Origin of the sequence: Labedella populi (genome assembly GCF_004078655.1) — a bacterium.
In the GTDB taxonomy this organism is placed as follows: Bacteria; Actinomycetota; Actinomycetes; order Actinomycetales; family Microbacteriaceae; genus Labedella; species Labedella populi.
Genome location: NZ_RZNC01000003.1, coordinates 1 through 18,861 on the forward strand (window position 1 = coordinate 1; position 18,861 = coordinate 18,861).

Genomic DNA, 18,861 nt, shown 5'->3' on the forward strand with positions numbered 1-18,861 from the left:
CACCACACCACCGACACTCCCCCAAGCTGGCGCGAGGCGGTGGAGAACCCGGTGGGCGGCCGGTTTGTGGACGACGAGTCGCAATGTTGGGTGCCCTCTGACAGGCTCTCGGACCGAGCGGGATAGGCGCGCGCCTCAGGCGTGGCCGCTCGGGCGGTCGTTGTCCTTGTCCTGGTCGAACATCGTGCGGTCGAGCACGAGGTGCTCGGCCTCGTCGTGGTCGACGACGGCGTCTCCCACGGCGGCGTGGCGCTTGGCCTTCCGGCTCGACTGCACATAGTGGTAGATCGTCGGCGCGAGCGTCAGGACGACGGCCGCGATGAGGATGACGTCGATGTAGTTGCGCACGAAGTCGGCGACCGGGGGGATGTAGCCGAGGAAGTAGCCGAGGAAGGTGAGGCCGGCGCCCCAGACGAGCGCCCCGACGAGGTTGTAGAACGTGTACTTGCGGTAGTCCATGTGGCCGACACCAGCCGCGACGGGGGCGAAGGTGCGGACGATGGGGACGAACCGCGCGATGATCACGGCGAGGCCTCCGAAGCGCGTGAAGAAGGCGTTCGTCCGTTCGACATTCTCGACGCTGAAGAGCCCCGATTCCTTGCGCTCGAAGATCTTCGGTCCCGCCTTGTGGCCGATCAGGTACCCCACCTCGCCGCCGAGGAACGCCGCGAGCCCGATGGCCAGCGCGACGATGTATGGAGGGAAGCCGAGGCCCGGGTGGAACGCGAAGAGTCCCGTGATGATGAGGAGTGTGTCGCCGGGGAGGAGGAAGCCGACGAGCAGCCCGGTCTCCGCGAACACGATGAGGCAGACGACGAGGAGAGCCCAGGGACCTGCGGTCGTGATGATGTTCTCCGGGTCGAGCCACGGGATGAGGGCGGAGTGATGCATCGGGGTCTCCAGTCGTCGGCGGCTTCCGAGCCAGTCGGCGCACGTTCGCTGCTCGAAGTCTAGCCGTCGGCTATGACGCAGGACCGGGAGAGCGCCCAATATCCACCTGAAGGATGAGCCCCCGTTCGGGAGTCAGGAGGCGGCTCGCGGGACGCCGTCCGAGAGGGTGCGGAAGGGGGGAATCGAACCCCCACGCCCGAAGGCACAGGAACCTAAATCCTGCGCGTCTGCCGATTTCGCCACTTCCGCAAGTGGTGCGGTGTCGATTCTAGGGCGCTGAGAGGCGCGAGATCGTCTCCGAGGGTCCGGCACGGCGGCGCGACTCGGGGCGCACGATCCTCCGCCGAGGGGGAGCAGCGTGACTGGCGTTATGCGCCGTTGCATCAGCGGCGGGCGAGGACGAGGTTCAGCCGTTCGCCCGCGACGAGTTCCGAGCGCTGGGTCGCCGTGTCGTTCAGGCGCGCCGGATTGAGGAAGAGCACGTCCTCGGGGGTGATGCCGAGCCGTCGGGCGACGGCATCGAGGGTGTCCCGTGAGACGACCGTGTAAGACGCGGGTACCCCGTCCTCCAACGCGATCTCGCCGGCGGCATTCGGGATGATGTCGCCGGCGACAACCGCGAGTCCGGGCCGGACCTCCGGCATCGTCCAGGCGATGTCCACACGGGCAGCGACGGGGGATCGGCATCCGTTCTCGTCGGGGTCGCTCGCCTCGTCGAGGATGACGAGCGAGTCGATGTAGCTCGGATCGGTCGCCTCCGGCCAGTCGGGGGAGGCCAGGACACCTTCGTCCTGCTCCGCGTTCCATTGCACGACGTCGAGGCTGCCCCACGAGCCGACGCACGGCCAGTTCCCGCTGTGCGGCTGCGCGACGAAGCGGATCTGATTCTTGTGGTCGATCTGCTCTGGGAGACGACATCGAGGAGGCGGACCCTCCAACCGAATGTCATCGAGCCGACGCGTGTGTCGGGGTCCGAGACGATTTCGAGGCTGCCGTTCACGTCATACCGGGCCGATTCGAAGGCGCCGGTCCCGACGACCACGCCGTCCGGCACTTCGGTGAACACGTGCTCGGACTCCGCTGGGGGTTCGACCGACGGGACGGCGGCCGTGGGGGTCATCGTCGGGTTCGACGGCTCACCGAACAGGTTGCCGGTGCAACCGGCGAGCATCGATCCGAGGAGCAGGATCACGGGGGTGGTCGACGATCGAGACCGAAGATGCCGACCGTGTCCGGTCGTTCTCAGGGGCGCCCCATCATCTTTGCGGTGACGTTAGCGGCGCCGCCGCGGTGGGGCGCTTGAGCCCAGAGGGGTGACGGAGAACGCGGTGAGACAAGCGACGGTCGAGCTGTCCTCGGTCCGGCACGGCTGTGGAGAGGGCGGACGGAACCCGCCCCGAGTGCGCAATCATGCTGGGCATGGGGCAGTCGGGGGACAGCATCGCTGAGCGCGTTCGTATGCGAGTGAGACGGGAGGGCGTCGATCTCGCAGGCGATCACGTCGCCGCGGAACGTTTGGTCCGCGACGAGTTGCGTCGTGACGCCGAGCGCTCGTACCGGGGCGGGCATGCCGCCGTCGAGGACGAGGACTCCGCCGCTCGCGAGGCCCTCGCGGTCCTGACGGGCTTCGGCGCGATCCAGCCGTACCTCGACGACCCCGAGGTGGAGGAGATCTGGCTCAACGGACCGTCGCGCGTGTTCGTGGCCCGAAACGGTGTGAGCGAGCTGACGGAGACCGTCCTCACTGAGGAGGCGGTGCGAGACCTCATCGAGCGACTACTCGCGAGCACGGGACGACGCGTCGACCACAGCTCGCCGTTCGTCGATGCCTCCCTCCCCGACGGCTCGCGCCTCCACGTGGCCATCCCCGATGTCACCCGTCGGCACCCCGCGATAAACATCCGGAAGTTCTCGAGGCGCGTGCGCACTCTCGCTCACCTCGTGGCACTCGGATCCCTCTCTCCGCGAGCGGCCGAATTCCTTCGCGGTTCGGTCAGAGCGGGGCGGAGCATCGTCGTCTCGGGGGGAACCCAATCGGGCAAGACGACCCTGTTGTCGGCGCTCCTCGGGGCTGTGAAACCGGGCGAGCGCATCGTCACCGTCGAGGAGACGTTCGAGCTCGATCTGCCGGGTCGCGACGTCGTGGGTCTTCAAGGCCGGCAGCCGAGCCTCGAGGGGACGGGAGAGATCACTCTTCGCCGGCTCGTCAAAGAGGCGCTGCGCATGCGACCGGACCGTCTGGTGGTGGGGGAGGTGCGTGAGGCCGAGGCGCTCGATCTGCTCATCGCGATGAACTCCGGACTGCCCGGTGCATCATCCGTCCACGCCAACACCGCCCGAGACGCTCTCGTGAAGCTCTGCACGCTCCCGTTGCTCGCGGGGCGCAATATCGACTCGCAATTCGTCCGGCCGACGGTGGCCGCCAGTGTCGATCTCGTCGTGCACTGCGTCCTCGACGCGGACGGGCGTCGCCGTGTCTCCGAGATCATCACTCCGACCGGGTCCGGTCACGACGGCGCGATCGAGGCGAGCACCGTCTTCGAGATGCGCGACGGCGCCCTGACTGAAACGGGTTGGACCCCGATGGGTGATCGGAGTGCGTCGCGATGACCTGGGTGCTCGGAGCTACCCTCGGCGGAGGGCTCGTCCTGGTCGTGTCCTCCCGGTTGTGGCCGAGAGGTAATCGGGACGAGAGGCGGCGGTCCGACCGGTTCGCTCCCATTCGTGCTCGTCTTGCACTCGCGGGTCTGGTCCGGGTTCCCGTGCTCGCATTCGTCGCCGTCTCCGCTCTGATCGGAGTGATCCTCGGGGGTATCACCGTCCTCGTCACGTCTGTTCCGGTCGTCGGCGCACTCGCCAGCGTCGTCGGGACGGCGCTTCCGTGGATCCTCGTCTCGATCAGGGCCAGGGCGCGGCGTCGCCTTCGAGCGAGCCTGTGGCCCGACATCGTCGACCATCTCGTCGCCGCGGCACGCTCGGGGCTCGCCGTCCCTGACGCCGTCGCGAGCCTCGGGAAACAAGGTCCTGAGGACCTCCGTCCCGAGTTCCGGACGTTCGCCCGGGACTACGCCACCTCCGCATCGTGGGGCGGGGCCGTCGACCGGCTCAAAGCGGTGCTCGATGATCCCGTCGCGGATCGTGTGCTGGAGACGCTCCGGATGGCCCGTGAGGTCGGAGGATCGGACCTCACGGCGATCCTGCGGCAGCTGTCGGGCGCGCTGCGGGAAGAAGCGGCGACCCGAGCGGAACTCGACGCGCGGCAGAGCTGGGTGCGGAACGCTGCGAAGCTCGGAGTCGCCGCTCCGTGGCTGATCCTCGTCCTCCTGTCGACACGGCCCGAGGCGGCAGCGGCCTACGCTTCGACCGAGGGAACACTGCTCATCGTCGTCGGTGCCGCCGTCTCGGTCGTCGCCTACAGGGTCATGCTCGCCGTCGGTCGCCTTCCCATGGAGCGGCGGTGGTTCCGATGACCGCACTGTCGGCGTGGGGCATCGTGCTGGGCGCGGCGCTGGGTCTCGGGCTCTGGACGCTCGTCGGTCTCGTTCCGCGGATGAGCGTGCGGCGGCTCGGCGACCGCATCGCGCCCTACCTCGTCGATGTGTCCGAGGAAGCGCGAGTCCGGGTCGATCGTCCCTCCGGCGACCCCCTCGCGGTGTTGTGGGGCCTCGTGACTCCCGTCTTCGGCCGATTCTTCTCCGCTGTATCCGTCGTGCTGGCCAGCAACAGCACCGTCACCGCTCGGCTTGCGCAGCGCGGCTCCGCACTCGACGTTTCGGCATTCCGGCGACGACAACTGCTGTGGGCCGTCGTGGGTTCCGCGGTCCTCGCCCTCCCCGCGATCGTGTCGCTCCTCAGCGGGTTGCTCTCGCCGCTCGCGGTGGCGAGCCTTCCCCTCGTCGGAGCCCTCGTCGGAGCCCTCGGTTGCGAATGGGAGCTCGCGAGGGGTGCGAAGCGACGCGTCGCACGCATCGAGGCGGAGCTGCCGACGGCGCTCGGCTTCCTGAGCCTCAGCCTCTCGGCGGGCGAAGGTATCCTCGACGCGCTCCGACGGGTCGCGAACGTCGGCTCGGGCGAATTCTCGGGTGAGTGTCGACGTGTGACCGCCGACGTCGGATCGGGCGTTCCGCTGGCTCGCGCTCTGGCCGACTTCTCCGATCGGATCGCTCTGCCGGCCCTGTCTCGGACCATCGAGCAACTCACGGGTGCGCTCGAACGGGGGAGCCCTCTCGCCGAGACCCTCCGCGCCCAATCCGCCGACGTGAGGGTGGAAGGCAAACGCCGTCTACTCGAGGCGGCGGGTCGCAAGGAAGTGGCCATGTTGGTGCCGCTCGTCTTTCTCATCCTCCCCCTCTCGGTCGCGTTCGCGATCCTGCCTGGGCTCATGGTGCTGCGCGCCGGATTCTGAGCCGCATTCATCGAAAGGAACATCCATGACCGAACTCGCCTCTCTCCCCGCCCGGATCCGCCGTCGCCTTGTGAACGAACGCGGGGACGTACCGGGCTGGGTTCTCGTCACACTGATGACCGCGGGTCTCGTGATCCTGATCTGGGGTCTGGCCGGTCCCGCGCTCGCCGGACTCTTCGAGCAGGCCATCGCTCGCGTTTCGGGCCTATGAATGCTCGACGGGGCCCGCTTGTCCGTCGGTCCCGCGATGAGGGCTCCGCCGTGGTCGAGAATCTGCTCGTCACGATCCTGCTCACCACACTCGCGCTCTCGGTCGTGCAGTTGGCGCTTGCGCTGCACGTCCGGACGACGGTCGTCGATGCGGCATCCGAGGGCGCCCGATTCGGTGCGCTGGCCGGCAATGGCCCCGCGGACGCGGTCGCGCGCACACGCTCGCTCATTGTGACCGCCGTCGGCGACGGTTACGCGAACGAGGTGTCCGCGGCCTACGGCGACTACCGGGGGCACCCGTCGATCGCCGTCACCGTCGAGGGAACGCTTCCCCTCGTCGGTCTACTCGGCGTGGGGGAGGGGCTCAATGCCGTCGGTCGTGCCGCCGTCGAGACGCTCGACGAGTGACGGGGGCTCCGCGTCACTCGAGTTCATCGTCGCGGGTCTCGTCCTCCTGGTCCCCATCGTGTACCTCGTGGTGACCTTGTCTCAGATCCAGTCGGCTGTGCTCGCCGCGGAAGGGGGATCGAGGCACGCGGCCCGACTGTTCGTCGACGCGCCCGACCCGACGACTGCCGTGGAGCGAGCCGAGCAGGCTGTCGCCTTCGCTCTCGACGACCAGGGAATCGACTCCTCATCGGCGCGCGTCACCATCTCGTGTGCGGACGACGTCGCCGCTGAGTGTCTCGACCAGGGCGATACCGTTACCGTGGTGGTCCGGATCGATGTGGCCCTTCCGCTCGCGCCGCCCGTGCTCGACCTCGACCGACTCGCGATCGTTCCGGTAGAGGCGCGCTCGGCGAACGCCGTGTCCGACTTCCGGGTCCCCGAATGAAGCAGGCCGAGATCCTCGCCCGTGTCGCCGACCGCGAGCGGGGCTCGACTCTCGTCCTGACGATCGGCTTCGCCGCCTTCGCGATCGTCGTCACGCTCGTCGTCGCCGCCGCGACGTCTCTCTACATCGAACGGAAACGCCTGCTCGGCCTCGCCGACTCGGCGGCGCTCGTCGGCGCGGAGGCGTTCGACCTCGCAGCAGTGGAACCGGACCCCGACGGCGGTGTGAGCGTGAGGCTCGACGCCGGTGCCGTGGAAGAGGCCGTCGACGGCTTCGTTGCCGACGTCGGTACGAGCCGGTTCGACCGCCTCCGCATCGAGAGCGCGACGACTCTCGACGGTCGCAGCGCCACCGTGACCCTCTCCTCGGCGTGGAGTCCGCCGGTCCTCACGCTGCTCCTCCCCGAGGGGATCCGGCTCGATGCCACCTCGACAGCACGCGCTGTGCTGCAGTGAGGGTGGGTGATGGGGCGATGTGCGCTCTGACGAGATCGGCGCGGGGGGACTGCTCCGCGCATCGGCTCCTTACACGTCGCGCGGCACTCGCGGCACGTAGCGCGGCAGGTACCGCAGGAACAGCAGGGCGCCGAGTAGTCCGACGACGCCCAGCGTGAGGCTCGCGGTCGCGAGGGAGGCGATCACCGTGATGCCGGAGATGGCGAGGGGAGCGCTCGCCTCGCCGGCATGGTTCGTGAAGCGCCAGGCGGCGAGGAAGCGGGCGGGGTCGCCGCGTGGGGCGAGATCGGCGCCCACCGTCATGAGGATGCCGCTCCCGATCCCGTTCGCGAGCGCCATCGCGATCGCGATCGCGATGAAGAGGCCCTCCGTGCTCGTGAAGGCGAGGACGATATGGGCGACCCCGAGCCCCGTGAGCGCGGGGATCGCCGACCACAACCGTCCGAAACGGTCCATGATCTGGCCCGACGTGTAGAAGAGCGCGAAGTCGACGGCCCCTGCGATGCCGATGACGATCGCCGTCTGGGCGTCGGCCATCCCGATCGCGACGGCCCAGAGCGGCAGGATCACCGTGCGAGAGGAACGCACCGCCGACATGATCGCCGCCGCCAGACCCATCCGCGAGAGCACCGCGCGGTTGTCGCGGAGGGTCGTGAAGACGTTGACACGCCGCCGCTCGCCAGCCAGCGCGGACGCCGAACGCTCGAGGGCCGCGGTCGGATCGGAGACGACGAGCAGGATGACGATGACGATCACGCACGCCACGACATGCACCCAGAAGACGATGCTCGTCCAGCCCGTCGCGTGGATGAGCGCCGCCGCGATGAACGGGCCGATCGCCCAGCCGCCGCGGAACGTGCCGCCGAGGGTCGAGAGTGCGCGGGCGCGGAACTGTACGGGGACGTAGGTGGTCATGAAGGCGTGCCGCGCGAGAGCGAACACCGAGGTCGACAGCCCGCTCAAGAGGATGCCGACCGCGAGGCCGACGGTCGTGGGGAAGATCAGACAGACGGCGAGGCCGACGAGGCACACGACGGCCGCCCCGATCATGGCCGAGCGCTCGCCGAAGCGCGCGACCAAAGAGCCGGCCGGCACATCCCCGAGCAACTCTCCCACCATGAAGAGACCCCCGAGGAACCCCGCGAACGCGAGGTTCGCTCCGAGGCTCGAGGCGATGACGGGGATCATCGGAATGATCGCGCCCTGACCGATCGAGAACACGAACGTGGGCAGCAGAGCCGACAGCGCGACCGAACGGAAGGAGAACGAGGGAGAGGAGACCGACATCAACACCCGACCCTACGCCCCGGTCCGGCGGGCCACGGTAGGCTTGCACGGTTATGTTTCCTCTGGACCTGAGCTCCGACATCCAGGCGCTGCGCGCCACCTTCGCCGACATCAAGACGGTCGTCGACGTCGAACGCATCACCGCCGACATCGCCGAACTGAGCGAGCAGGCCGGTGCCCCCGATCTGTGGGACGACACCGAGAAGGCGCAGAAGGTCACGAGTGCGCTGAGCCACCGCCAGTCGGAGCTCGCGCGCATCAACAGCATCGAGAGCCGACTCGACGACATCGAGATCATGGTCGAACTCGCGAACGCCGAGGAGGACGAGGACTCCGCGAACGAGGTCCTCAAGGAACTCGAGGCCGTCCGGTCGACGATCGGTGAACTCGAGGTGCAGACGCTCCTGAGCGGCGAGTACGACCCGAAGCCCGCCGTCGTCACGATCCGCGCGGGCGCGGGTGGCGTCGACGCCGCCGACTTCGCCGAGATGCTCCTCCGCATGTACCTGCGGTGGGCCGAGCAGCACGGCTACTCCGCGAAGGTCCTCGACACGAGCTACGCGGAGGAGGCCGGCATCAAGTCGGCGACCTTCGAGGTCGATGCGCCCTACGCGTTCGGCACGCTGAGCGTCGAGGCGGGCACGCACCGCCTCGTGCGGATGAGTCCCTTCAACTCCGCGGGGAAGCGCCAGACGAGCTTCGCGGCCGTCGAGGTCATCCCGCTGCTCGAAGAAGCCGTCGTCGTCGACATCCCCGAGAACGACATCCGCGTCGACGTGTTCCGCTCGTCCGGCCCCGGTGGGCAGTCCGTCAACACGACCGACTCCGCCGTGCGCCTCACCCACATCCCCACGGGCATCGTGGTGTCGATGCAGAACGAGAAGAGCCAGATCCAGAACCGCGCCGCCGCGATGCGCGTGCTGCAGTCGCGACTGCTCATCCTGCAGCGCGAGCAGGAAGCGGCGACGAAGAAGGAACTCGCGGGCACGATCACCGCGAGCTGGGGTGACCAGATGCGCAGCTACGTCCTCGCGCCCTACCAGATGGTCAAGGATCTGCGCACGAACTTCGAGTCCGGTAATCCGCAGAACGTCTTCGACGGCGACCTCGACGGCTTCATCGCCGCCGGTATCCGCTGGCGCTCGATGAAGGACATCGAGGGGGCGTAGCTCCCTCGCGGTACCCGACCGACCGGCAGAAGCCGTGCGGTCACGAGCGGGTGCGCGGCGAGTCCTGCGGACATCGGGGGGAAGCGTGCTTAGGCTCGAACAGCCATGATTCGTTTCGACCAGGTCACCAAGAAATATCCAGGCACGATCAAACCCGCGCTCAACGCCGTCGACTTCGAGGTGAAGCGTGGGGAGTTCGTGTTCCTCGTCGGTGCCTCGGGCTCCGGGAAGTCGAGCTGTCTAAGGCTCGTGCTCAAGGAGGAGAAACCATCCGCCGGCACCGTGCATGTGCTCGGCCACAACGTCTCATCGATCTCCAACCGGAAGATCCCGTACTTCCGCCGCAACCTCGGCGTGGTCTTCCAGGACTTCCGACTGCTGCCGAACAAGACCGTCTTCCAGAACGTGGCGTTCACTCTGCAGGTGATCGGCAAGTCACGGGGCTTCGTCCAGGAGGCCGTCCCCGACGTACTCAAGATGGTCGGGCTCGAGAACAAGTCTCAACGCATGCCTCACGAGCTCTCGGGCGGTGAGCAGCAGCGCGTGGCGATCGCCCGCGCCATCGTCAACAAGCCGCAAGTCCTCCTGGCCGACGAGCCGACGGGAAACCTCGACCCGGCGACGTCCGCCGGCATCATGCAGTTGCTCGAGCGCATCAACGCGAACGGCACGACCGTCGTGATGGCGACGCACGAGGCGGCCATCGTCGACAAGATGCAGCGCCGTGTCATCGAGCTCGTGGAGGGCGCCATCGTGCGCGACGAGACCCACGGCGGCTACGGCAACACCGCCGTCATCCCCGAGCTCGGCCCACGCAAGGAGCGCGGTGCCGACGCCCAGCGCGCACGGCGAGCGGTCGAGGAGGCGGCCCGGGAGGCGCCGTCGACTCAATCGGTCGTGGCGCAGCGCCGTACGGGCCCCGTCGAGGCGGCGGCATCGAGCCGAGAGGCTCCCGAAGTGGACGACATGCGAGCGCCCGATCCCGAGGGAACAGTGACGAACGAAACCGGTGCCGTCGACCGCGTGAACGGTGCGGACACTGGAATGACGCCGGCCGATTCCGAGCGTGTCGTGCCGTCGTCCTCGTCCGAGCTGGGGGAGGCGCGCCCGTCGTCCGCGGAGGGCGAGAGTGCAGCGATCACGCCCCCGTGGGCAGTGCGGGAGGCCGCCGACGACGGGGCCACCGTCGCCGACGAGGTCGAGGAACCCCGCCGCACGCAGCCGGCGCAACCGCTCACGCAGAGCCAGCCGATCATCGGGCTTCCTCTCATCTCGGGTCCGCTTCCCGACGACACCCAAGAGCACCTCTCTCTCGCCGAGCGGCTCGGCCTGCGCGCCGGCAAGCCGCGCGACGAGGACACCGAGCAGAACGTGGGGCCGACGAAGTGAGATTCGCACTCGTATGGTCGGAGGCGTTGAACGGCCTCCGCCGCAACGTGTCGATGGTCATCTCCGTCGTGCTCGTGACCTTCATCTCGTTGACGTTCGTGGGGACCGCCGTCCTCATGCAGATGCAGGTCGGCCAGATGAAGAACTACTGGTACGACCGGGCGCAGGTCGCGGTGTACCTCTGTACCGACGACTCCGCTGCCGAGTCGTGCGCCGGAGGAGCGGCGACGGAGGAGCAGATCGCCGCGGTGGGCGAGCAATTGGACTCCGACACGCTCGCGCCGTACATCCAGGAGTCCTACTTCGAGGACAACGACCAGGCGTACGCGAACTTCCAGCAGCAGTTCGAGGGCAACGACCTCGCGGACCTCGTGACCCCCGACCAGTTGCCGCAGGCGTTCTGGGTCAACCTCGTCGACCCGTCTCAGTCGGCGGTCATCAGCGAGGCGTTTTCGGGCGTCGCCGGCGTCGAGACGGTCACGGACCAGCGGCAATACCTCGATCAGATCTTCTCTGTGCTGAACATCGCGAGCTACGCCGCGATCGGCATTGCCGGACTCATGCTCGTGGCCGCCGTCCTGCTCATCGCCACGACGATCCGCCTGTCCGCGTACTCTCGGCGCAAGGAGCTCGGCATCATGCGCCTCGTGGGGGCCTCGAACAGATTCATTCAGACGCCGTTCGTGCTGGAGGGCGTGTTCGCGGCTCTCATCGGGTCGATCCTCGCCGGCGGCGCGATCCTGGCGCTCGTGCACTTCGTGGTGTCGGGCTATCTGGCGCCGCGGATGCTGTTCATCAGCTTCGTCGACCTCGGAGACGCCGTCATCGTGGTTCCCGTGCTGCTCGCGCTCGGCATGGTGCTCGCGGCCCTGTCCGCGAACTTCGCGATCAAGCGGTACTTGCGCATCTGATCGGGCGCGCTGCGCGGAGGGGGACGTCGGCCCGGTGCACGATGATGACGCCCCTCCGGTAGACTGGGGGGCTGTCCTCACGAGAGGACGAGCGGACGAGGAGCGGTCATGCCGAGAGAAAAGGGCGAGAAGGTGGTCGCCACCAATCGTCGTGCCCGGCACGACTACCTCATCGAGGACACCTACGAGGCGGGCCTCGTCCTCACGGGCACCGAGGTCAAGTCGCTCCGTCACGGCCGTGCGTCGCTCGTCGACGGTTACGCCTACATCGACGGGGCGGAGGCGTGGCTCGACGCCGTGCACATCCCCGAGTACGGGCAGGGCACCTGGAACAACCACCCGGTGCGCCGCAAGCGCAAGCTGCTCCTGCACAAGCAGGAGATCCTCAAGATCAGTCACAAGATCGCTCCAGGCGGCTACACGCTCGTTCCGCTGCGCTTGTACTTCAGCGACGGTCGCGCCAAGGTCGAGATCGCGGTCGCGAAGGGCAAGCGCGAGTTCGACAAGCGCCAGGCGCTCCGTGAGAAACAGGACAAGCGCGAAGCCGACCGGGCGATGCGCACCAAGAACATGGTCGGGGAATAGTCCTCGCGTCTCGCCGTTGTAGAATGGTGGAGCGCATTACGCGCGTGCCGACCGGTCCGCCGGTCATGACAACTCGACAGGGTGACGACGACCCGCTCCCGTGGAGGAGACTCCACAGGATCGTGCACGGGGATGATCGGTTTCGACATCGCCTGCAAAACCGAGAGAAGCGGGCCGAGGATGCAGGGTTATCTCGTAAACGATCTCTGCAAAACACAAGTGCCAATTCCAAGCGCACTGACTTCGCTCTCGCTGCCTAAGCGAGTTTGAGAGTCCGTCAGACCGGATGTGTTCCCGATCCGGACCCTGGCGTCATCTAGGGGACTTGCTGCGCACCGGCGTTCGGACGGTGTGTGGGACTTTTCCCGAACTGGGCCTGTCGACCTAGGTGCCTGTGGCAAAGGTCGGGGCCGAGTAGAACGTCTGCACAGGCTACGCCCGTAGAAGGCTCGGAATTACAGCGATGGACGGGGGTTCAATTCCCCCCATCTCCACCATCGGTCGTCGTCACACCGTCGAGTCGGTCACATCGGAGGTCCCCATCGGGGCCTCCGATCGGCGTGCTTTCGCGTATTCGTGGTAGACCACGCCGACCGCTGCCGCCGTCATGCCCGCTCCCCGGAACATGGCCCGAAGACCGCGCGCGGAGTGGTGATTCGACCCGCTGACGGCGCCGAAACCGGTCTGAGCGGCGCCCGCCGCCATGCGCCCGAGCCCACCGACGACGGCCTTCGTCCGGATGACGTGACGCTCGCCGGGGGTCGGCGCCAATGCGAGGTCGACGTTCGTTGATGTATTGCCGTGGCTCCATGCCCTCTGCAGAACCCATTTCGGCGTCGCCCGGTCCTCGGGGACGTAATCCTCGACGACCGACTCATCACACCAGACGATGTCTCCGCCGCTGCGGACGATCCGTCGGGTCAGCATCGTGTCCTCTCCGCCGCCGAGCCCGAGCCGGGCGTCGAACCGCAGTCCCCGGCTGGCGAGGTACTGCACGTCGAGGAGGATGTTGGACGTCGGGGCTGCGGCGACGCGGGTACCTGTACGCAGGGTGCGCCGGACGAAGAAACCGCCGTCGACGATCCAGTCGGACACCTGTTGCGGGTAGACGGGAACGACACGGCCGGCCACGGCCGCCGCACCGTGTTCACGCCACGTGGACACGAGTGCATCCAACCAGCCTGCACGCGGTCGCTCGTCGTCGTCGATGAACACGAGTGCGTCCGAGGACCAGGCCTCGTCGAGAGCACGGTTGCGTGCCGCGGCGATGCCGGGCGTCGGTTCGACGACGTAGTCTACGGCCGGATGATCGAGATCGGCGACGACGTCGCGAGCACTCGCGTCCGGGTCGTTGTCCACGACGACGATGCGAGCCGTGTAGCCGCGGCTCGCATCCTCAGCGAGCGCCTCGATCTGTCGAAGCATGAGAAGCAGACCGGCGACGAGAGCCGCGGGGCGCCGGAAGGTGAGCACGGCGACGGTGACGTTCTTCGTGGACATGAGCGTGCTCGGCGGCCTCTCCGCAGGGGGGTGCCGCCAGTCGACGGCCGGATGGAACGATGCCACCGGTACGTGATCACGCACGATGACGATGGTGAGCGAGAGGCTACTGGTTATCGGGCCGCGGGAGAAGCCCTATGCGAGGATGGCTCACGATGCTTCGACGGCGGTTGCACGCGCCGCGGCCCCTGTGTGTGCTCGTCATCCCACCTCGTCGAGCGCCCGCTCGAGCGTCGTCACGAAGAAGTCGGCGCTCCCCGAGGACAGACAGAGGGGAGGTTTCACCTTGAGCACGTTGCCGCGGTCTCCCGTCGGTTGGACGATGACGCCCAACTCGAGGAGTCGATCGCACAGGAGTCGTGTCTCCTCCGATGCGGGCTCGAGGGTCTCCCGGTCTCGGACGAGTTCGACACCCAGGTACAGCCCGCGCCCGTGCACGGCGCCGATCAGCCGGTGCCGGTCTGCGAGTCGTTCGAGCTCGTGCCGCAGCCGCTCGCCGACGCGGAGAGCGTTTCCCTGCAGGTCCTCGTCGCGCAACACGTCGAGGACCGTGACGCCGATGCGGGAGCTGAGGGTGCTGCCGCCGGCGGAGGAGAAAATGGCGCCCTGATCGGCGAGGGCATCGATGACCTCGGTGCGCGTGATGACGGCACCGAGGGGATGGCCGTTGCCCATCCCCTTCGCGATCGTGACGATGTCCGGAACGACGCCGTGCTCCTCGAAGCCCCAGAAGACCGAGCCCTGGCGGCCGTAGCCCACTTGCACCTCGTCGGAGACGACGACCCCGCCCCCGGCTCTGACGGCGTCGTAGACGGGCCCGAGGTAACCGGCGGGAACGGCGATCCCTCCGGCGTTGCCATTGCGGGGCTCGGCGATGAAGGTCCCGACCGGTGTGCCGGCGGCCGCCCACTCGGCGATCCGGATCACGGCGTCGTGCGCATAGGCGGTACCGGCCCCGTCACCGCGATGACGACCACGGTAGGCGTTCGGAGCGTCGAGGACGTGCACCCACGGCGGCCGGGTCTCGTTCGCGCGGGGATTATCTGAGGTGGACGTCGAGACGGCATCGGCGGCGAGCGACCAGCCGTGGTAGCTCTCTTCGACGCACGCGACGTCGGCACGACCCGAGAAGGCGCGACCCAGCCGGAGTGCGAGGTCCACGGCCTCCGTTCCGCTGTTCACGAGGAGCACCGTGTCGAAGGCCCCGTGCGGCACGGTTTCGAGAAGTCGTTCGCTGAGCTCTGCGACGGCCGAGTAGTGGAACCGCGAATTCGTGTTGAGCAGGCGCCACTGCTGCTCGGCTGCGCGGGCGATCACCGGGTGACCGTGACCCAGGAGCGTCACGTTGTTCACCATGTCGAGGTAGTGCCGCCCGTCGACGTCGACGAGATGCTCCCGCCACCCGCGCTCGATCCGCGGTGGTCGCGCGTAGTAGTGGCCCTGGATGGGCGAGTAGGCGTCCGAGCGCCGCTCGAGCAGGGCGTCGTCCGTCGCCGCGTGGCCGGGGTACGGCGTCTGAGACGGCGGCGGGGACGGCGGCGCAACGAGCAGGGGGGTCGGATCCGCGTAGCGGGACCGCAAGCCGCGGAACGATTCCCGTGTCACGAACGGGTCGTGGTGCTCGTGCGCCGCGGCCGGCGTCGTCGCCCATGCCCGCGCGCGACTCGTGACCGTCCCGAGCGGGTCGCCGGGGGAGAGATGCGCTCCGGCGGGTGGCGCGCCGTCGACGCCGTCCATCACGAGAGCCACCGATTCGGAGGCGACGAGCAGGTTCCCGTCCGCGGTGCGACCCGCCACACCGGCGAGAGGAGCGAGGATCGGGACCGTTCCCTCGACGATGAGGTCGACGCACAGGGCGACGTTCGCAGGGGGCTCCGTGCTCGTGAGTGGTGCGCGCGTCAGCCGGCCCTCGCCGAAGCGGGTCAGCGCGAGGCCGCCGGTCGGGCGAGCGGACGAGGCGACGCCGGCCTCGACTTCTGCCGGCTCGCCGAGGAGCCAGCAGCCGTCGCGCAGGTGGTCGGAGGACCATCCGAGATCGACGACGGCCACCGGAACGTCACCGAGGGCGGGAGTGCCGGGGAGCGGCGTCGCGAGCGGCTCCGACGGGCGCTCGAGCGTGAGCCGGACGTGGCGTTCCGCGACATCGAACGGAAGGGACGCAGCGGACGCGAAGATGGACCACTCGCGGTCGAGGGCCTTGGAGGCGTAGTCGTTTGTGGGGTCGATCGCGACCTGCTGGAGCCCGCTCACGACGAGCACGGCGCCGCGCAGGACGACGAGGGGCCAGAGCGCTCGGATCTCGGCGTCGGTCAAAGCTACGTGACGGTCGAAGGCGGCGATGAGCGGAAGCGCCGCGAGGGGATCGTGGGGGTCACGGTGCAGGGCGGCCGTGCAGGCGACGGCGAGCTCCGCGACGCGCCAGCTCGTCATCGCGTCGCCGAAGTCGATGATCCCCGACAGCACACAGGACCCCCGGGCCATGCGCATGACGACGTTGTCGTCGGTGAGGTCTCCGTGGACCGTCTGCAGTGGAAGAGCACCGCGGAGCGGGTCGAGCACCGTCGTGACCGCACCCACCGCATCGTTCACGAGGGCACGCCGGCCGTCGTCCGGGACGAACTCGAGCAGGGAGCGGACGACCGTCTCACCCGTACGCAGGTCCCACTGCAGCTCCCGCCGGTCGAGTCCCTCATGCGTGAGGTCGGCGAGCGCGAGCGAGACCCGACCGGCCAGGTCGCCGAGAGCCGCGACGTCGGACGGAGTCAGCGTTGACCGATCGATGAGAGGTGTGCCCGCGACGAACGACAGCAAGCGGACGAGATGGGGAGCGCCGTCCACATCGGTCGTCGAGACGAGTTGTCCGGCGAGCGAGGGGAGTGGGACCGGGGCGTCGATGCCGGCGGATCGCACATGCCCCATGACGGCGTTCTGCGCATCGATCTCGGCCCTCGCGACCGCGTGGTTGCTGATCTTGAGGAGGACAGGGCCATCGGTCGCTCGCACGAGGACGTTGCGGTCCTGCTGGCTCCCGAGTTCCGAGAGAAGGCCTCTCACACCGAAGGAGTCCTCGGCGATCGCGGCGGCTGCCCGGAGATCGACGTTCGGCCGGGGAATGCCCTCGTCGAGCACCACGACGCCCCTCCCGTCAGTGCCTGAGAGCCGCTACGACGTCGGCGTGCAGCGCGCCGTTCGTGGCGACGGAACTGCGCGCGGCGATCGTAACGGAGCCGTCGGCGGCGGTGAACCGACCGCCGGCCTCCTCGACGATCACGACGAACGGTGCGATGTCCCACTCCTTCACGTCGAACTCGGCGACGACGTCCACGAGTCCCTCGGCGAGCATCCCGTACGACCACGCGTCCCCGTACGCGCGGTCGCGCCAGACGGACCTCGAGAGGGAGACGAGGCGGTCGAGGTATCCCGCCTCGTCCCACTGCTGGATGCTCTGGAAGCTCAAGGACGCGTCCGAGAGGGACGCGACGCCCGAGACGCGGAGGCGGCGCGGCTCGTCGTCGCCGTCATGAAGCCATGAGCCGAAGCCGCGCGACGCCCACCAACGCTTCCGGAACGCCGGTGCACTCGCGACACCGACGACAGGACGCCCGTCGATCGCGAGCGCGATGAGCGTCGCCCAATTGGGCACTCCGCGCAGGAAGTTCGCCGTCCCGTCGATCGGGTCGATGATCCACTGGCGCTCCGTCGAGCCGCCCGTGCCGAACTCCTCACCGAGGATCCCGTCGTCCGGCCGCTCCGCGGCGAGAATCTCCCGGATCGCCTTCTCGACCGCCAGGTCGGCGTCGGTGACCGGAGTGCGATCGGGCTTCGACGAGATGGACAGATCGGCGGAGCGGAACCGTGCGAGCGAGAGCGCATCGGCGACGTCCGCCAAGCGCAGGGCGAGCTCGAGATCCGCGGAGAGGGATCGTCGATCGAGGGGTGCGTTTCCATTCGCGAAGGTCACGGGTCAAACATAGGGCGTCCGCCGCGTCCACCGCATGTCTGGGTGGAGGCCGGTCGATTGGCGCGCCCTGCGTTCGGATGCTAGTGTTGACCCTCGGTTCGGGTCATCCGGATCATGCACCTCTAGCTCAATCGGCAGAGCAACTGACTCTTAATCAGTGGGTTCTGGGTTCAAGTCCCAGGGGGTGCACGGAACAGCCTCGAACCTCTCGCCAGGTTCGGGGCTTTTTCACTCGATCAGACGCTCCCGTGTGATAGTCAAGGTGCTCGAGTCGCCCGATCCGGCTCAGAGCAACTTCGGGTGACTGAGAGAGGAAGCATGGAATCCGCGACAGACTCGGCGCTCGACAGCTGGGACGACGATCCGAACGAGTCTCTGTTCGCTCTGCCACAGACCGTGACCCGGCCGGAGGTATCCGAGCGCTTCGCCGTCATCATCGATGGAACGAGGTACCCACTGGAGCTCGGCGTCGAGATCGAGGAGTTCAAGCGTTCGATCGTGGCGACGGCCCAGAGCGGCGGCGGCTTCCTGACCATCCCGGGTCTCGGCGGGAACTACTCGGCCTTCGTCTCGGCCGGGCTCGGCCTGTTGATCGAACGGGTGAGGCGCGACGAGTCGCCTGGTTAGCCAAGGATCTTGACGGGCCGGTGTTCCGTCCACGGGCTGCACAGCTTCGGTCGCCGAAACCGGTCGTCGGGATCAGCGACCCGGCGCTCGTCAGGTGAAGGAGACCGTGCCGTCGTCCGAGACGTGCCAGCCCGGGTTGTGCGCGATCTCCCACACGACGCCGTTCGGGTCCGCGACGATCGCGTGGAAGATCCCCCCGAAGGCGCCGGGCTCGGGAGCGACGATCTCTCGCCCGCCCAGCGAGACGAAGCGCTCCACGGTGTCGACGACCTCGGATTCGCTTCCGACGTTGTGGGCGAGGGTGACACCCGCCACCCCGGTCGGCTCGCTCGCTCCGACATCCTCCGCGAACTTCCGTGCCTCGAAGAGCCCCAGCACGAGACCGGGTGCGATCGGGAAGAAGAGGATCTCGCCGGGCACGTCGAGGAGCGCTTCCCACCCGAGGCCCTCGACATAGAAGCGACGGGCAGCGTCGAGATCAGGTGTCGACAGTGTGACGAAATGGACGTTCTGACGCATGGGTGCTGATGATAGGCGCTCGGCGAGGATCGCGCGAGGCTCCGGCCGAATCCGCTGCCGTCCAGGTCGCCTCGGTAACGTCGCAGACACACCCGGAAGCAACGTAAGGAGATCAGC

At 68.1% G+C, this 18,861-nt stretch carries 19 protein-coding genes, 2 tRNA genes and 1 other RNA gene; 14 read left to right on the forward strand and 8 right to left on the reverse strand.

Features of this window, described 5'->3' with window-relative positions; all coding sequences use genetic code 11:
* Positions 1-135 precede the first annotated feature (135 nt).
* The 3 genes from ELQ92_RS08460 to ELQ92_RS08470 all read right to left on the reverse strand — a co-directional run bounded on the left by ELQ92_RS08460 (position 136) and on the right by ELQ92_RS08470 (position 1,703).
* Positions 136-891, reverse strand: a complete 756-nt coding sequence (locus ELQ92_RS08460; RefSeq protein WP_128498575.1) for a DedA family protein — start codon at positions 889-891, stop codon at positions 136-138.
* 167 nt (positions 892-1,058) lie between these two features.
* Positions 1,059-1,140: transfer RNA gene (locus ELQ92_RS08465), tRNA-Leu, on the reverse strand.
* A 134-nt stretch (positions 1,141-1,274) separates the two neighbouring features.
* Positions 1,275-1,703 (reverse strand): LysM peptidoglycan-binding domain-containing protein, encoded by a 429-nt coding sequence (locus tag ELQ92_RS08470; RefSeq protein WP_128498576.1) that lies wholly within the window; start codon positions 1,701-1,703, stop codon positions 1,275-1,277.
* A 646-nt stretch (positions 1,704-2,349) separates the two neighbouring features.
* On the opposite strand from ELQ92_RS08470, the gene ELQ92_RS08475 reads away from it, so the two are divergent.
* The 7 genes from ELQ92_RS08475 (at position 2,350) to ELQ92_RS08505 (ending at position 6,796) form a co-directional block, all read left to right on the forward strand.
* Complete coding sequence (locus tag ELQ92_RS08475; RefSeq protein ID WP_243694945.1) at positions 2,350-3,501, forward strand: TadA family conjugal transfer-associated ATPase; 1,152 nt, start codon at positions 2,350-2,352, stop codon at positions 3,499-3,501.
* A 152-nt stretch (positions 3,502-3,653) separates the two neighbouring features.
* Positions 3,654-4,361, forward strand: a complete 708-nt coding sequence (locus tag ELQ92_RS08480) for a type II secretion system F family protein (protein WP_243694946.1) — start codon at positions 3,654-3,656, stop codon at positions 4,359-4,361.
* On the forward strand, positions 4,358-5,296 hold the full coding sequence (locus ELQ92_RS08485; RefSeq protein ID WP_128498579.1) for a type II secretion system F family protein: 939 nt from the start codon (positions 4,358-4,360) through the stop codon (positions 5,294-5,296). The genes ELQ92_RS08480 and ELQ92_RS08485 overlap by 4 nt, the downstream gene beginning before the upstream one ends.
* A 25-nt stretch (positions 5,297-5,321) precedes the next feature.
* Positions 5,322-5,507 (forward strand): hypothetical protein, encoded by a 186-nt coding sequence (locus tag ELQ92_RS08490; RefSeq protein ID WP_128498580.1) that lies wholly within the window; start codon positions 5,322-5,324, stop codon positions 5,505-5,507.
* 50 nt (positions 5,508-5,557) lie between these two features.
* A complete protein-coding gene (locus ELQ92_RS08495) occupies positions 5,558-5,914 on the forward strand; it encodes a TadE/TadG family type IV pilus assembly protein (RefSeq protein WP_243694947.1) in 357 nt (118 codons plus the stop codon).
* Entirely contained in the window at positions 5,874-6,341 is a 468-nt protein-coding gene (locus ELQ92_RS08500) for a hypothetical protein (RefSeq protein ID WP_128498582.1), read from the forward strand. Before ELQ92_RS08495 ends, ELQ92_RS08500 begins: the two co-directional genes overlap by 41 nt.
* A complete protein-coding gene (locus tag ELQ92_RS08505; RefSeq protein ID WP_128498583.1) occupies positions 6,338-6,796 on the forward strand; it encodes a pilus assembly protein TadG-related protein in 459 nt (152 codons plus the stop codon). Before ELQ92_RS08500 ends, ELQ92_RS08505 begins: the two co-directional genes overlap by 4 nt.
* Positions 6,797-6,865: 69 nt before the next feature.
* On the opposite strand, the gene ELQ92_RS08510 is transcribed toward ELQ92_RS08505, so the two are convergent.
* Complete coding sequence (locus ELQ92_RS08510; protein ID WP_128498584.1) at positions 6,866-8,083, reverse strand: MFS transporter; 1,218 nt, start codon at positions 8,081-8,083, stop codon at positions 6,866-6,868.
* 53 nt (positions 8,084-8,136) lie between these two features.
* On the opposite strand from ELQ92_RS08510, the gene prfB reads away from it, so the two are divergent.
* The 5 genes from prfB (at position 8,137) to ssrA (ending at position 12,634) form a co-directional block, all read left to right on the forward strand.
* The gene (prfB, locus tag ELQ92_RS08515; RefSeq protein ID WP_128498585.1) at positions 8,137-9,252 is read left to right on the forward strand and encodes a peptide chain release factor 2; all 1,116 of its coding nucleotides are present in this window, start codon (positions 8,137-8,139) and stop codon (positions 9,250-9,252) included.
* A 105-nt stretch (positions 9,253-9,357) separates the two neighbouring features.
* The gene (gene ftsE / locus ELQ92_RS08520) at positions 9,358-10,641 is read left to right on the forward strand and encodes a cell division ATP-binding protein FtsE (RefSeq protein WP_128498586.1); all 1,284 of its coding nucleotides are present in this window, start codon (positions 9,358-9,360) and stop codon (positions 10,639-10,641) included.
* Positions 10,638-11,552 carry a permease-like cell division protein FtsX gene (gene ftsX / locus ELQ92_RS08525; RefSeq protein ID WP_128498587.1) on the forward strand — a complete coding sequence of 305 codons (915 nt, stop codon included), beginning with the start codon at positions 10,638-10,640 and terminating at the stop codon, positions 11,550-11,552. The genes ftsE and ftsX overlap by 4 nt, the downstream gene beginning before the upstream one ends.
* A 108-nt stretch (positions 11,553-11,660) precedes the next feature.
* Positions 11,661-12,137, forward strand: a complete 477-nt coding sequence (smpB, locus tag ELQ92_RS08530; protein WP_128495773.1) for an SsrA-binding protein SmpB — start codon at positions 11,661-11,663, stop codon at positions 12,135-12,137.
* 128 nt (positions 12,138-12,265) lie between these two features.
* Positions 12,266-12,634, forward strand: a transfer-messenger RNA (tmRNA) gene (ssrA, locus tag ELQ92_RS08535).
* A gap of 10 nt (positions 12,635-12,644) precedes the next feature.
* Here ssrA and ELQ92_RS08540 read toward each other — a convergent pair.
* The 3 genes from ELQ92_RS08540 to ELQ92_RS08550 form a co-directional block, all read right to left on the reverse strand.
* Complete coding sequence (locus ELQ92_RS08540; protein WP_128498588.1) at positions 12,645-13,637, reverse strand: glycosyltransferase family 2 protein; 993 nt, start codon at positions 13,635-13,637, stop codon at positions 12,645-12,647.
* Between the two features lie 201 nt (positions 13,638-13,838).
* Entirely contained in the window at positions 13,839-16,769 is a 2,931-nt protein-coding gene (locus ELQ92_RS08545) for an aminotransferase (RefSeq protein ID WP_128498589.1), read from the reverse strand.
* 13 nt (positions 16,770-16,782) lie between these two features.
* Positions 16,783-17,598: an inositol monophosphatase family protein gene (locus tag ELQ92_RS08550; RefSeq protein WP_128498590.1), complete on the reverse strand. Its 816-nt coding sequence runs from the start codon at positions 17,596-17,598 to the stop codon at positions 16,783-16,785.
* Positions 17,599-17,714: 116 nt separating this feature from the next.
* Here ELQ92_RS08550 and ELQ92_RS08555 point away from each other — a divergent pair.
* Positions 17,715-17,787, forward strand: a tRNA-Lys gene (locus ELQ92_RS08555).
* Positions 17,788-17,916: 129 nt separating this feature from the next.
* Positions 17,917-18,225, forward strand: coding sequence for a hypothetical protein (locus ELQ92_RS08560; RefSeq protein WP_128498591.1), 309 nt, complete (start codon positions 17,917-17,919; stop codon positions 18,223-18,225).
* 90 nt (positions 18,226-18,315) lie between these two features.
* Here ELQ92_RS08560 and ELQ92_RS08565 read toward each other — a convergent pair whose 3' ends face one another.
* Positions 18,316-18,744 (reverse strand): VOC family protein, encoded by a 429-nt coding sequence (locus ELQ92_RS08565; protein ID WP_128498592.1) that lies wholly within the window; start codon positions 18,742-18,744, stop codon positions 18,316-18,318.
* Positions 18,745-18,861 lie beyond the last annotated feature (117 nt).